This is a genomic window from Nonomuraea sp. NPDC050783 (assembly GCF_040802095.1).
GTDB lineage: Bacteria > Actinomycetota > Actinomycetes > Streptosporangiales > Streptosporangiaceae > Nonomuraea.
Genome location: NZ_JBFAHK010000019.1, coordinates 186,609 through 198,772, shown reverse-complemented (window position 1 = coordinate 198,772; position 12,164 = coordinate 186,609). Strand labels below are relative to the sequence as shown.

The following is a 12,164-nucleotide window of genomic DNA, read 5'->3' as shown; positions in this document are numbered from 1 at the left end:
CACAACCCCAACGCCTCCCGCAACACCCCCACCCGCTCCACCGCCGACCCCACCGCCCGAGCCCGCCCCAGCAACGCCTCGAAACGGCCCGCGTCGCTGTCGTGCGCCCCCAGCCGGTAGCCGCCCGGCCCGTGCACCACGAGCGACGCGTCCCCCAGCGCCCGCCGCAGCTGCGACACGCGGGCCTGCAACGTCCCGACGGGGTTGCGGCCGGCCCGCTCGCCCCACAGGTCCTCGATGAGCCGGTCCACCGGCACCGGCCCGCCCCCGTGGGCCAGCAGGTCGGCCAGGAGGGCCCGTACCTTGGCCTCCGGCACCCGGATGGGCCGCCCGTCCTCGGCCCACACCGTCAGCGGCCCCAGCACTCCGAAACGCACCATGCCCTAGCAAACCCGTAGCCGTCCGGAAGTGTTTCCGTAGCGCGGTGTTCGACAGTGGCGGGCATGAGTGAAGTGACCGTGGTCGGGCTGGGCCCGATGGGATCGAAGATGGCCGCGACGTTCCTGGACGCCGGTCATGAGGTGGCGGTGTGGAACCGTACGGCGAGCAAGGCCGAGCCGCTGCTGGCCCGCGGCGCGCGCCGGGCGGCGTCGGCCGCCGACGGCGACCTGCTGGTGGTCAGCCAGATCAGTTACCAGGCGATGTACGACAGCTTCGGCGACGCCCGCCTGGACGGCAAGGTCGTGGTGAACCTCAGCTCGGACACCCCGGAGCGGCTGCGCGAGGCGGCCCGCTGGGTGGCCGAGCGCGGCGGCACCCTGATTACGGGCGGCATCATGGTGCCGCCGCCGGGCATCGGGCAGCCGGGGGCGTACACGTTCTACAGCGGCCCCCAGGACGTGCTCGACCGGCACGCCGCCACGCTGGAGGCGCTGAGCGAGCTGACCTACGTGGGCCCCGACCAGGGCCTGGCGATGATGTACTACCAGGCCCAGCTACTGATCTTCTGGTCGAGCCTGACCGCCTTCATGCACGCGCAGGCGCTGCTGGGCACGGCGGGGGTGCCGCCGCAGGCGTTCGTGCCGTTCGCGCGCTCGCTGTTCACGCAGCTCGGCGGCGACGGCCCGATGGGGTACGCGAAGATCCTCGCCGAGGAGATCGCGGCCGGCAGCTACCCCGGCGGGGACAACTCCCTCCACATGCAGGCGGTCGGCATGGGCCACGTGGTGGAGGCGCTGGCGGAGGCGGGGCTGGAGACCACGGTGCCGGCCGCGCTCAAGGAGTTGTTCGAGCGGGCCGACGCCGAGGGGCGGGGCCACGAGGGCATCAGCACCGTGATCGAGTCGATCAGGAAGCCCTGACCGCAGCGGCCCCGCGCGGGGCCTAGTGGTTGGCGAGGAAGGCGAGCAGGTCCTGCCGGGTGATCAGCCCGGCGGGCTTGCCGTCCTCCAGCACCACCGCCGCGTCCGCCTTCTCCAGCGCCTCCACCGCGCGGGCCACAGGTTCGCCGCTGCCGATCGTGGGTAGCGGCGCGGACATATGATCAGCGATCGGGTCATCAGAGGAGAGCCTGCCGCGGTACAGGGCCTCCAGCAGGTCGCGCTCGACGATGGAGCCGACCACCTCGGCCGCCATGACCGGGGGCTCCTCCTTCATGACCGGAAGCTGGGACACGCTGTACTCGCGCATGATCGAGATGGCCGTGCCGACCGTCTCGTGCGGATGGGCGTGCACGAACTCCGGCAGCCCCGGCCCCTTGCGCGCCAGCACGTCGCCGACCAGGCCCTCCTCCGAGGAGGTCGTGAGGAAGCCGTAGTCGGCCATCCAGTCGTCGTTGAAGATCTTCGACAGGTAGCCGCGGCCGCCGTCGGGCAGCAGCACGACCACCCGGTCGTCCTTGCCGGCCCGCGCCGCCACCTGGAGCGCCGCCACGACCGCCATGCCGCACGATCCGCCGACCAGCAGGCCCTCCTCCCGGGCCAGGCGGCGGGTCATGGTGAAGGAGTCCTTGTCGGAGACGGCGATGATCTCGTCGCAGATCGTGGTGTCGTACGTGCCCGGCCAGATGTCCTCGCCGACCCCCTCCACCAGGTAGGGACGCCCGGTGCCGCCGGAGTACACCGAGCCCTCGGGGTCAGCCCCGATGATCTTCACCCGGCCGCCGGAGACCTCCTTGAGGTAGCGGCCGGTGCCGCTGATGGTGCCGCCGGTGCCGATGCCCGCCACGAAGTGGGTGACCCCGCCCTCGGTGTCGGCCCAGATCTCCGGGCCCGTGGAGTGGTAGTGGGACTCGGGGTTGTCCGGGTTGGAGTACTGGTCGGGCTTCCAGGCGTTCGGCACCTCGCGCGCCAGCCGGTCGGAGACCGAGTAGTAGGAGTCGGGGTGGTCGGGCGAGACGGCGGTCGGGCAGACCACGACCTCGGCCCCGTACGCCCGCAGCACCGAGATCTTGTCCTGGGCCACCTTGTCCGGCACCACGAACAGGCACCGGTATCCCTTCTGCTGGGCCACGATGGCCAGCCCGACGCCGGTGTTGCCGGAGGTGGGCTCGACGATGACCCCACCGGGGCGCAGCGCGCCCGACTTCTCCGCGGCCTCGATCATGCGGACGGCGATGCGGTCCTTGACCGAGCCGCCCGGGTTGAAGTACTCGACCTTGGCGAGCACCTGCGCGGGCAGCCCCGCGGAGACCTTGTGCAGCCGGACGAGCGGGGTGTTCCCCATGAGGTCGACCAGGGAATCGTAAACGCGCACCGAGGTGTTCACCTTCTTTGCCAAAGCTTGATCAGCTTCCGAAAGGCCGAGATCCCGTGGGGGTGGCAGGCCCTCGGCTAGTTTCCAAGCAAACGCTACCGCCGAGTTCGACCAGGGAGGGACGTACGTGGTCTGGGCAGCTGGTATGGCGCGCGCGGCACGCAGGATCGCCACCGCGGCGGCGCTCGGAGGTGGCGGTCTCACGGCTCTCGGAGCCACGGCGTACGGCCTGCTGATCGCCGAGGGCCTGCTCGCGCGCAAGGCCATCGGGCGCCCCCACGGCATGGACGGTCCCCCCTCGGACGGCACCTACGGCATGTTCCCCGGCGAGGTGATCAAAATGGCCATGCTGGGCGATTCCACCTCCGTCGGGCTCGGCATGACCGACCCCGCCCACACGCCCGGCGTGCTGCTGGCCAACGGCCTGGCCGCCGTGGCCGAACGCCCGGTGCGGCTGCTGGTGGCCGGCAAGTCGGGCGCGTCGTCGGCGGAGCTGGACGAGCAGGTGGACCGGGCGCTGGCCATGGAGCCCCAGATCGCGGTGATCTTCGTGGGGGCCAACGACATCATCACCCAGACGCCGCCCGCGATCGCGGTGCGCCACCTGGTCAGGTCGGTGCGGCGGCTGCGGGACGCGGGCGTCGAGGTGGTCGTGGGCACCTGTCCCGACCTCGGCACGGTGCGGCCCATCGCGCAGCCGCTGCGCTGGGTGACCCGGCGGTGGAGCCGGCAGCTCGCGGCGGCGCAGACGGTGGCGGTGGTGGACGCGGGCGGCCGGACGGTGGCCTTCGCCGACCTCCTCGGCCCGGAGTTCGACACAAACCCGACAGAGATGTTCGGACCCGATCGTTTCCATCCATCTGCCCGAGGTTACGCGCAGGCCGCTTACGCGGTGCTACCGTCGGTGTGCGCTGCGTTGGAGCTGTGGCCTGAGCCGCGCCCCGAGCGCGGCGAAGCACTGCAACCGATCTATCTCGCGGCGGCCACGGCCGCGGAGGAGCCCGGCACCGAGGTCATCGCGACCAGGGTCGACGGGCGGGCGACGGGGCTGCACGGCAAGTGGGCCGCGTTGTTCCGCCGGCGGCTCGGCGAGCAGCTCAACGACGCCTGACCCCCGTTCAGGCCCGGCGAGCGGCCCGGCGCGCGGCTCCGCCCCGGCCTGGTGCGGCGTGGCCGCGCCCGCACCCGGTGACCGTCCGCGCCCAGGCCGTCACACCTCGTCCCTTGGAGGGTATTGCCCGTGCTCCGGCCTCTCTGGAAACCGTCCGCCGCACTAGCCGGGACCCTCGCCGGGGCCCTCGCCGTCGCCGGGTGCTCCGGCAGCGACGCGGCCACCACGCCGGCCTTCCCCACCTGGCACAACACCCAGGTCAACGCCGTCAGCCGGATGGCCGTGGCCGCCGGGGTGGTGACCACGACCTCGATGAGGCCCGACGGCACCCTGGAGACCGTGGCCCTCGGGCTGCGCGACGGCCGGCGGTTGTGGGCGTACCCGGCGACGATGGTCGGGCGGCTGCCCGGCATGGGGGTCTCCACTCCGGCGATCGTGGAGACGTCCGGCGGGCAGGGCGTGGTCGTCGCGCTCGACCCGGCCAGGAAGGGGCACTGGAACGCCACGCTCGTGGCCCGCGACGCCCGCTCGGGGGCGCAGAAGTGGACCCGGCCGGTCCACTCGACGTTCGGGCCCCAGCGCTGCGGCCCGTACGTCTGCCTGTCGGAGCACACGGCGCTGGCCAAGGCCCGCATGGTGGTGCTCGACCCGGTCACCGGCAGGGAGGTGTGGAAGCTGCCCGGGATCTCCGAGGTCGAGTGGTCCGATCCGGCGCGGGTGCTGCTGCTGCGGCTGTCCGACTCGCCCGTGGTGGAGTCGTACGAGCTGAAGACCGGCAAGCTGCAGTGGCAGCAGCCGATCGAGCAGGCGCTCGGGCCGGGCATCGACCTGTCGGGCGGCTGGGCGTTCGGCGGGGCCGGCGACAACCTGGTGGGGTACATCGCCCCCTACACCAACCCGCAGACCAAGCGGGTCTCCACCTTCGGCCTGTTCTCGATCAGGATCGCCGACGGGACGATCAACTGGATCCGGCCCTCGGTCGTGCGCGTCTACCCCAGCGGCAACCCCGGCTACGCGCCGGTGGTACGCCCGGTGGACCGCCGGGGCGCCTACGGCGGCTTCGCCCGGCTGGACTCGGAGTCGGGCCGGGTGATCGGGCAGATCACGGCGGCCGAGGTGCCCGGCTCGGGCTGGTGGCTGGCCTTCCCCGAGCGCATGGACAAACTGGGCTTCCTCCAGCACGACGCCAAGGGCTCGGCCTTCGACCTGGCCTCCGGCAAGCCGGTGCCGGTGGAGGAGGAGCGGAGCTGGTCCTTCTGCGTCACCGACCCCAAGCCGCTGCCGCTGAAGGGCCAGCCACCCGGTTTCTACCCGACTGCGGCGATCTGCGAGTACGACCTGGCCACCGGCAAGCGCGTCTCCCCCGCGGGCGCCCCGCCGCCGTGGTTCACCGGCAGCCAGAGCGGCTGGCGGCTGTGGCGCGACGAGAAGGGGGCCCTGAACGCGGTGAACGACCAGACGGCGACCACGCCGGGCATGTACGGATAAGTGAGACAGGCCCCGCCCGGGGGTTGCGCGGAGAACTGGAATATAGTTCTACTATTAGCCGCCGACAAAGGAGGGGCCATGCCCGAGGCAGTCATCGTCGCGACCGCGCGTTCGCCCATCGGACGAGCCTTCAAGGGATCGCTCAAGGACATCAGGCCCGACGACCTGACCGTGCAGATGATCCAGGCGGCCCTGGCCAAGGTGCCCCAGCTCGATCCGCACCAGATCGACGACATCATGCTCGGGTGCGGGCTGCCGGGCGGCGAGCAGGGCTTCAACATGGCCCGGGTGGTCGCGGTGCTGCTCGGGCTCGACGACGTGCCCGGCACCACCGTCACCCGCTACTGCTCCTCCTCGTTGCAGACCACCCGGATGGCCTTCCACGCCATCAAGGCGGGCGAGGGCGACGTGTTCGTGTCGGCCGGCGTGGAGGTCGTCTCGCGCTTCGTCAAGGGCAACTCCGACTCGCTGCCCGACACGCACAACCCGCTCTTCCTGGACGCGCTCGCGCGCACCAAGTCCTACACCGAGGGCGGCAAGACCTGGCACGACCCGCGCGAGGACGGCGAGGTCCCCGACGTCTACGTCGCGATGGGCCAGACCGCCGAGAACGTCGCCCAGCTCAGGGGCGTCAGCCGGCGCGAGCAGGACGAGTTCGGGGTGCGCTCCCAGAACCTGGCCGAGAAGGCGCTGGCCGACGGCTTCTGGGCCAAGGACATCACGCCGGCCACGATGCCCGACGGCACCGTGGTCAGCAAGGACGACGGCCCGCGGCCGGGCACCACGTACGAGAAGGTCGCCACGCTCCAGCCGGTCTTCCGCCCGGACGGCACGGTCACGGCCGGCAACTGCTGCCCGCTCAACGACGGGGCCGCCGCGGTCGTCATCATGAGCGACGTGAAGGCCGCGGAGCTGGGCATCACGCCGCTGGCCCGGATCGTCTCCACCGGCGTGTCGGGGCTGTCGCCCGAGATCATGGGGCTCGGCCCGGTGGACGCGACGCGGCAGGCGCTGTCGCGGGCCGGGATGGCCATCGAGGACGTGGACCTGGTCGAGATCAACGAGGCGTTCGCGGCGCAGGTGATCCCGTCCTACCAGGAGCTGGGCATCGACCTCGACCGGCTCAACGTCCACGGCGGGGCCATCGCGGTGGGCCACCCGTTCGGCATGACCGGCGCCCGTATCACCTCCACCCTCATCAACGGCCTCCAGCACCACGACAAGACCATCGGCCTGGAGACGATGTGCGTGGGCGGCGGCCAGGGCATGGCCATGATCCTGGAGCGCCTGAGCTGATCACGTCCCGCGCCTGATCGCGCCCTCCAGCCGATCACACGGCGATCGCACTCCGTGCCGGCGCCCGGTCCTGCCGCCGGGCGCCGGCACGGGCACGACCCCGGCGGGCTCAGCCGTGGCGGTCGGGGCCGGCGTGCGACGGCGTGACGCGGAGCAGGACGCGGCGCTCGCGGATCATGGCGGCCCGGTAGTCGTCCCAGTCGGGGTGCTCGCCCGAGATGTCGCGGTAGTAGGTGACCAGGTGCTCCATCGCCTCGGGCAGCGGGACGACCTCGGCGGTGCCGTCCACCTGGATCCACTCCCCGTAGAAGGCGCCCGTGAAGGCGCACAGCGACACGTGGGGGTCATGCCGGACGTTGCGGGTCTTGACCGCCGTCTCCCGCGTGCTGACGACGATGTGCGGCCCCTGCACGCCCACGGTCACCGGCGACAGTTGCGGGCGCCCGTCGCGGTGCCGGGTGAGCAGGACGGCGTTGTGGTTGCTGCGGAGGAAGGCCAGAGCCTTGTCGAGGTCCATGACCTCATGATGACGCGCCCGTGCAGGAGGCACGGGCGCGCGGACGGATGACGGGCTAGATGAAGCCCATCCGGTTACGGCGGTGCCGCTCGTGTTCGTGCACGATCGCGGCGGCGTAGCCGTGGGACAGCCCGTGCTCGTCGGCAAGCCAGTTGGCCCGCTCGTCGCACCTGAGGAAAGCCGGGCCGTTGTCGATGGCTTGGAACCACTCGGGGAGTTCGCGTCCCGTTATCGTCGGGACCCTTGCGATCAGCTTCGTCTGCGTCTCCGGTGAGTGGTTCAAGGACATGGGCACCTCCGCGGATAAAGCTCCTTTGCTTGACACTGCAACACCATTCGCCGAATGGCAAGACCCCTCGCAGCTCCAATGCGTGACGGCAGGTAGATTTCCCGTCGCACACAGAGAGGGCCCCGCGTGAACCGCGGAGCCCTCCGGGTGACGGCGATGCTAACGATCAGTCACTGTTGCTGAAATAGTAGACGAACCGCAAGACCTCCAGGTAGATCCACACGAGGCTCAGCGTCAGGCCGAACGCGCACTGCCAGGCGAACTTCTCCGGCGCGCCCTGGCGGACGCCCTGCTCGACCGAGTCGAAGTCGAGCAGCAGGAAGAAGCAGCCGATCAGGATCATGACGATGCTGAAGGCCCAGCCGATCGGGCTGTCGGTACGCAGCCCGAGCCCGACGCCGTTGAAGAGGCCGACGAGCAGGTTGACCAGGATGAGCCCCAGCGCCGCGATCCCGGCGGCGAGGCCGTACTTCACCAGCTTGGGCGTGACCCGCACGACCCGCAGCGCGTAGACGGTCAGCACGGCGCCGAAGGCGAAGGCCGTGCCGAGCACCGCCTGCAACACGATGCCACTGACGACGCCGTCGAACATCTGGCTGATCTTGCCCAGGAAGACGCCCTCGAAGAAGGCGTACGCCAGGATGAGCGCCGGGTTCGTGCTCTGCGTGAACGAGGCGATCAGGCCCAGGATCATCGCGATGACGGCGGCGCCGATCGCGAAGACCGGCGGGACGTCAAGGATCCAGGCCCCGGCGGCGGCCACGACCAGCGTGCCGAGGGTCAGGAACCCGCGGACCACGACGTCGTCGAGCGTCATGGTGCGGTAAGCGGGCCGGCTCGGGGCGGCGTACGACGGGGCGTCGTACATGTTCTGCAGCATGCCAGGAGACGGTGCGGGCCCTGACCATGCTCCCGCCTGGCGGCGGGTCCTGCTGAAAACGGGGTTCTTGCTCTCCATCGCTGCCTCCTGTGCCGTCGAGCCTCGGGCCCGGGCGGCACCTTGGTCAACTCGCGCTCAGATCGATGTCCGGGTGGGACTTCGGCAGCGTTGACAACGAACGGGACCGCCGCCGAGTTCCCCGGGTCATCCCTTCGTCGCAGTCAGTGCGGAACCCGTGCCGAAAAACGTATTTCCAATGGTAGAAGCAGGTGCCCCCGGCGGGATTCGAACCCGCACGTCAACCCTTTTAAGGGGTTTGCCTCTGCCATTGGGCTACGGGGGCGCCGCAATCATACGAAACCGACCATGCTCCCGAGGAGCACAACTTCGCATCAAGCGTCACAACTGTGAAGTTCGCTGTGAAGTGATAGCACCCCGGGCACTCTGTCCAAGAAGAGTAGACCGTCTAGATGGTCCAGTTGGTGCTGAATGCAGCGAGCCTCGAAGGCATCGGCCTGAATCGTTACGGTCTCCCCCGTGCCCGGCAGGCGTCCGAGCACGGTGATCCTGGCCGCGCGCAGGACGTCCGCCGTCAGCCCCGCGATCGAGGCGCACCCCTCGCGCCCGTGGCTCCAGCGGGAGGCGCCGACGAGGCGTGGATTGGCCAGGACGCGCTCTCCTGCCGACGAGCGGCTCCGGGGGTGGCGTCCGGCGTCGAAGGCGATCAGGCGGCGGCTCAGGCCGATCTGAGGGGCCGCCAGCCCCGTCAGGGACGGCGTGCGGCGCAGGGTGGCGAGCAGATCGGCGGCGGCGGCCACGACGTCGGGGGCCGCCGGGTCCACCGGCTCGGCCACGGCCGACAGGATCGGGTGCGGCGCCCGCAGCACGTCCCTGGCGCTGCCACGGGCGAGCCCGCCCCGGGCCCCGGCCACGGCGGGCCCGGTCCCGGCGGGCCCGATCACAGAGGGTCCGGCCCCGGCGGGTCCGACCCCGGCAGGTCCGGTCCCGGCGGGTCCGGTCCCGGCGGGTCCGGTCACAACAGGTCCGGTTCGACGGGGCGGAAGGTGATCTCGTGGTCGAGGCTGGCGCCGACGGCCGCGAGCCGGCGCATGAGCGCGGCCACATCCACCTCCTCCGGCAGCTCGACGTCGGCGATGAGCACGTACAGCCGCCCGGTGAGCCGCGTGCTCATGCCGGTGATGTTGCCGCCGTCGGCGGCCAGGACGGCGCTGATGGCCGAGATGATCCCGGGCCGGTCGGGGCCGTGGACGGTGAGCACGTAGCCGAGCCCGCCCCCGTCCTCGCAGAAGTGCCGGCGGGCCTCGATGGCCGAGGCGGTCACCACCAGGTCGGGCGCGCGCAGCCGCTTGAGCATCTCGGCGCAGCCCAGGTCGCCGGAGACCAGGAGCATCATGGCCACGTGCCCGCCGAGCAGCGTCATGGTGGAGTCCTGGATGTTCGCCCCGCAGTCGGCGAGGGCACCGGTGACTGCGGCGATCACGCCGGGCCTGTCCACGCCGAGCACCGTCACCGCTGAGAGCCCCACCGGTGCCACCCCTTCCGCCTGCGTCGGGGGCGCCGAACGCCCCGGCCGTGCGGCCGGGGCGCCTGCCGTACCGGGGATGAGCTAGCGGCGCGTCGTCGCGACGGCGGCCCTGAAGCCCTCGCGCGGATGCTCCATCTCGCCCAGGGAGATCGTCTCGCGCTTGAAGAACAGGGCCAGGGTCCAGTCGACGACGACGCGGACCTTGCGGTTGAGCGTCGGCACCCGCGACAGATGGTAGGTGCGGTGCATGAACCATGCAGGGAATCCGCGAAGCTTGACGCCATAGACATTGGCGACGCCCTGGTGCAGCCCGAGCCCGGCGACCGATCCGACATACTTGTGGCGGTATTCGACCAGTTCCTGGCCGCGCAGGTGGCGCACGATGTTGTCGGCCAGCACCTTGGCCTGGCGGACCGCGTGCTGCGCGTTGGGCGCGCAGTACTGCCCGGGGTTGGTCACGTCGGGCACGCCCGCCGCGTCGCCGGCCGCGAAGGCGCCCGGGCTGGCGTGGACGGTCAGCATGGCCGTGGTCTTGATCCGGCCGCGCTCGTCGAGCGGCAGGTCGCTGTCGTTGACGACCGGGCTGGGCTTGACGCCCGCCGTCCACACGAGGGTCTCGGCCTCGAACGCGGTGCCGTCCGAGAGCACCACGTGCCCGCCCTCGCACGACTCCAGGCGGGTCTCCAGCCGGACGTCGATGCCGCGCTCGCGCAGCTGCTCCAGCGTCCACTTGCCCATCTCGGGGCCCACCTCGGGCAGCACCCGGTCCGTGGCCTCCACGAGCACCCAGCGGATGTCCGACGCCTTGATGTTGCGGTAGTAGCGGACCGAGTCCTTGGCCATGTCCTCCAGCTCGGCCAGCGCCTCCACGCCGGCGAAGCCCGCGCCGACCACCACGAACGTCAGCGCCCTGCGCCGCACCTCCGGGTCGTCGGTGGACTCGGCCACGTCCAGCAGGTGCAGCACCCGGTTGCGCAGCGCGATGGCCTCGCCCACGGTCTTGAAGCCGATGCCGATGTCGGTGAGCCCGGGGATGGGCAGGGTGCGGGAGATGGACCCGGCCGCCATCACGAGCACGTCGTAGCCGATCTGACGCGGCTCGCCCTCGGGCGGCTGGAACGTCACCACGCGGTCGCCGTGCTTGATCGTGGTGACCGTGCCGTTGAGGACGCGCACCTTCGGCAGGACCCGCCGCAGCGGCGCGACCAGGTGCCGGGGCGAGAGGTTGCCGGCCGCCGCCTCCGGGAGGAACGGCTGGTACGTCATGTAGGACTGGGGATCGATGATCGTGATGCGCACCTCGCCGCCGCGCAGCTCGCGAGCGAGCTTGCGCTGCAACCGGAGCGCCGTGTACAGGCCGACGTAGCCACCGCCGACGATCAGAATGTGCTGGTTCATTCTGAGGCCCCATCCCTCGTGGAATGCTTGTGAAAGCATTCACAAGCCTACGTCAACGGTACGCCGACAATCCAATCCGGACGTGGTGGGAAGCGTCACACCGCCAGCGACCTGGCCCTGGCGAAGATCTCGTCCAGCATGGCGGCGGTGACGCGGCCGGTGAAGGTGTTCTGCTGGCTCGGGTGGTAGCAGCCGAGCAGGGTGACCGGGACGCCGCCGTGGCCGATGGCGACCTCGGCGCCGTGCCCGAACGGCGGCCGGCTGCGCGGCAGCTCGTAGCCGGCCTCCCTGAGCGCCGGCCACATCGCCTGCCAGGCGTACCCGCCGAGCGCCACCAGCACCCGGACGTGCGGCGCGACCATCGCCAGCTCCCTGGCCATCCACGGGTGGCACGTGGCCCGCTCCTCCGGGGTGGGCTTGTTGGCCGGGGGCGCGCAGCGGACCGGCGCCACCACCCGCGTGTCGATGAGCCGCTGGCCGTCGCCCGCGTGCGTGCTGGTCTCCTGGGCGGCCAGCCCCGTGCGGTACAGCGAGGCGAACAACCAGTCGCCGCTGCGGTCGCCGGTGAAGATGCGGCCGGTCCTGTTGCCGCCGTGCGCGGCCGGCGCCAGGCCCACCAGCACGACGCGCGGCCGCTCGGCGCCCCACCCCGGGACCGGGCGGCCCCAGTACGTCTCGCCGGCGAAGGCGCGCCGCTTGACCGTGGCGACCTCCTCGCGCCACTCCACCAGCCGCGGGCACGCCCGGCAGACCGACTGCCTGGCCGTCAGCTCGGCGAGGTCGTCACTGGTGGCGGCGAGGCGGCGCACGCCGGCGGGGTCGTGGGCGACGGGGGTCTCGGCGGTCGCGGGGTCACCGGGCCAGCCGGTGCCGGGTGGTACGAAACTCATGACACCGATGCTGCCCGATCATCGGCCGGGCACCCGGCCCGGCGAACGGAAAAAC

The 12,164-nt window shown here is 71.4% G+C and carries 13 protein-coding genes and 1 tRNA gene; 4 read left to right on the top strand and 10 right to left on the bottom strand.

Annotation, left to right across the window (positions count from 1 at the left end):
* On the bottom strand, positions 1 to 380 hold a 380-nt coding region (locus tag AB0H75_RS38085), incomplete at its 3' end, for a winged helix-turn-helix domain-containing protein (RefSeq protein ID WP_367804515.1).
* A gap of 63 nt (positions 381 to 443) precedes the next feature.
* Between AB0H75_RS38085 and AB0H75_RS38080 the strand changes: the two genes are divergently transcribed.
* Positions 444 to 1,301 carry an NAD(P)-dependent oxidoreductase gene (locus AB0H75_RS38080; protein WP_367804514.1) on the top strand — a complete coding sequence of 286 codons (858 nt, stop codon included), beginning with the start codon at positions 444 to 446 and terminating at the stop codon, positions 1,299 to 1,301.
* A 22-nt stretch (positions 1,302 to 1,323) separates the two neighbouring features.
* Here AB0H75_RS38080 and AB0H75_RS38075 read toward each other — a convergent pair whose 3' ends face one another.
* A complete protein-coding gene (locus AB0H75_RS38075) occupies positions 1,324 to 2,694 on the bottom strand; it encodes a cystathionine beta-synthase (protein ID WP_367804513.1) in 1,371 nt (456 codons plus the stop codon).
* Positions 2,695 to 2,839: 145 nt separating this feature from the next.
* Here AB0H75_RS38075 and AB0H75_RS38070 point away from each other — a divergent pair, with 145 nt between their 5' ends.
* The 3 genes from AB0H75_RS38070 (at position 2,840) to AB0H75_RS38060 (ending at position 6,589) form a co-directional block, all read left to right on the top strand.
* On the top strand, positions 2,840 to 3,805 hold the full coding sequence (locus tag AB0H75_RS38070) for an SGNH/GDSL hydrolase family protein (RefSeq protein ID WP_367804512.1): 966 nt from the start codon (positions 2,840 to 2,842) through the stop codon (positions 3,803 to 3,805).
* A 129-nt stretch (positions 3,806 to 3,934) separates the two neighbouring features.
* Positions 3,935 to 5,293 (top strand): PQQ-binding-like beta-propeller repeat protein, encoded by a 1,359-nt coding sequence (locus tag AB0H75_RS38065; RefSeq protein ID WP_367804511.1) that lies wholly within the window; start codon positions 3,935 to 3,937, stop codon positions 5,291 to 5,293.
* Between the two features lie 78 nt (positions 5,294 to 5,371).
* Positions 5,372 to 6,589 carry an acetyl-CoA C-acetyltransferase gene (locus AB0H75_RS38060; RefSeq protein WP_367804510.1) on the top strand — a complete coding sequence of 406 codons (1,218 nt, stop codon included), beginning with the start codon at positions 5,372 to 5,374 and terminating at the stop codon, positions 6,587 to 6,589.
* Between the two features lie 109 nt (positions 6,590 to 6,698).
* Here the strand turns inward: AB0H75_RS38060 and AB0H75_RS38055 are convergent, their stop codons facing one another.
* The 8 genes from AB0H75_RS38055 to AB0H75_RS38020 form a co-directional block, all read right to left on the bottom strand.
* Positions 6,699 to 7,106: a PPOX class F420-dependent oxidoreductase gene (locus AB0H75_RS38055; RefSeq protein ID WP_367804509.1), complete on the bottom strand. Its 408-nt coding sequence runs from the start codon at positions 7,104 to 7,106 to the stop codon at positions 6,699 to 6,701.
* Between the two features lie 55 nt (positions 7,107 to 7,161).
* Positions 7,162 to 7,395, bottom strand: a complete 234-nt coding sequence (locus AB0H75_RS38050; protein ID WP_349448394.1) for a DUF4287 domain-containing protein — start codon at positions 7,393 to 7,395, stop codon at positions 7,162 to 7,164.
* Between the two features lie 166 nt (positions 7,396 to 7,561).
* A complete protein-coding gene (locus AB0H75_RS38045) occupies positions 7,562 to 8,353 on the bottom strand; it encodes a Bax inhibitor-1/YccA family protein (RefSeq protein WP_367804508.1) in 792 nt (263 codons plus the stop codon).
* Positions 8,354 to 8,545: 192 nt separating this feature from the next.
* A tRNA-Leu gene (locus AB0H75_RS38040) sits at positions 8,546 to 8,618 on the bottom strand.
* A 49-nt stretch (positions 8,619 to 8,667) separates the two neighbouring features.
* Positions 8,668 to 9,162: a peptide deformylase gene (locus AB0H75_RS38035; RefSeq protein WP_367804507.1), complete on the bottom strand. Its 495-nt coding sequence runs from the start codon at positions 9,160 to 9,162 to the stop codon at positions 8,668 to 8,670.
* A 146-nt stretch (positions 9,163 to 9,308) separates the two neighbouring features.
* The gene (locus AB0H75_RS38030) at positions 9,309 to 9,821 is read right to left on the bottom strand and encodes a glycine cleavage system protein R (RefSeq protein ID WP_367804506.1); all 513 of its coding nucleotides are present in this window, start codon (positions 9,819 to 9,821) and stop codon (positions 9,309 to 9,311) included.
* 81 nt (positions 9,822 to 9,902) lie between these two features.
* Complete coding sequence (locus tag AB0H75_RS38025) at positions 9,903 to 11,219, bottom strand: NAD(P)/FAD-dependent oxidoreductase (RefSeq protein ID WP_367804505.1); 1,317 nt, start codon at positions 11,217 to 11,219, stop codon at positions 9,903 to 9,905.
* A gap of 95 nt (positions 11,220 to 11,314) precedes the next feature.
* Positions 11,315 to 12,109 (bottom strand): uracil-DNA glycosylase, encoded by a 795-nt coding sequence (locus tag AB0H75_RS38020; RefSeq protein WP_367804504.1) that lies wholly within the window; start codon positions 12,107 to 12,109, stop codon positions 11,315 to 11,317.
* Between the last annotated feature and the right edge of the window lie 55 nt (positions 12,110 to 12,164).

Coding starts and splice junctions, on each gene's coding strand:
- AB0H75_RS38080 (WP_367804514.1), top strand. CDS start 444: ATGAGTGAAGTGACCGTGGTCGGGCTGGGCCCGATGGGATCGAAGATG.
- AB0H75_RS38070 (WP_367804512.1), top strand. CDS start 2,840: ATGGCGCGCGCGGCACGCAGGATCGCCACCGCGGCGGCGCTCGGAGGT.
- AB0H75_RS38060 (WP_367804510.1), top strand. CDS start 5,372: ATGCCCGAGGCAGTCATCGTCGCGACCGCGCGTTCGCCCATCGGACGA.
- AB0H75_RS38055 (WP_367804509.1), bottom strand. CDS start 7,106: ATGGACCTCGACAAGGCTCTGGCCTTCCTCCGCAGCAACCACAACGCC.
- AB0H75_RS38050 (WP_349448394.1), bottom strand. CDS start 7,395: ATGTCCTTGAACCACTCACCGGAGACGCAGACGAAGCTGATCGCAAGG.
- AB0H75_RS38045 (WP_367804508.1), bottom strand. CDS start 8,353: ATGGAGAGCAAGAACCCCGTTTTCAGCAGGACCCGCCGCCAGGCGGGA.
- AB0H75_RS38025 (WP_367804505.1), bottom strand. CDS start 11,219: ATGAACCAGCACATTCTGATCGTCGGCGGTGGCTACGTCGGCCTGTAC.
- AB0H75_RS38020 (WP_367804504.1), bottom strand. CDS start 12,109: ATGAGTTTCGTACCACCCGGCACCGGCTGGCCCGGTGACCCCGCGACC.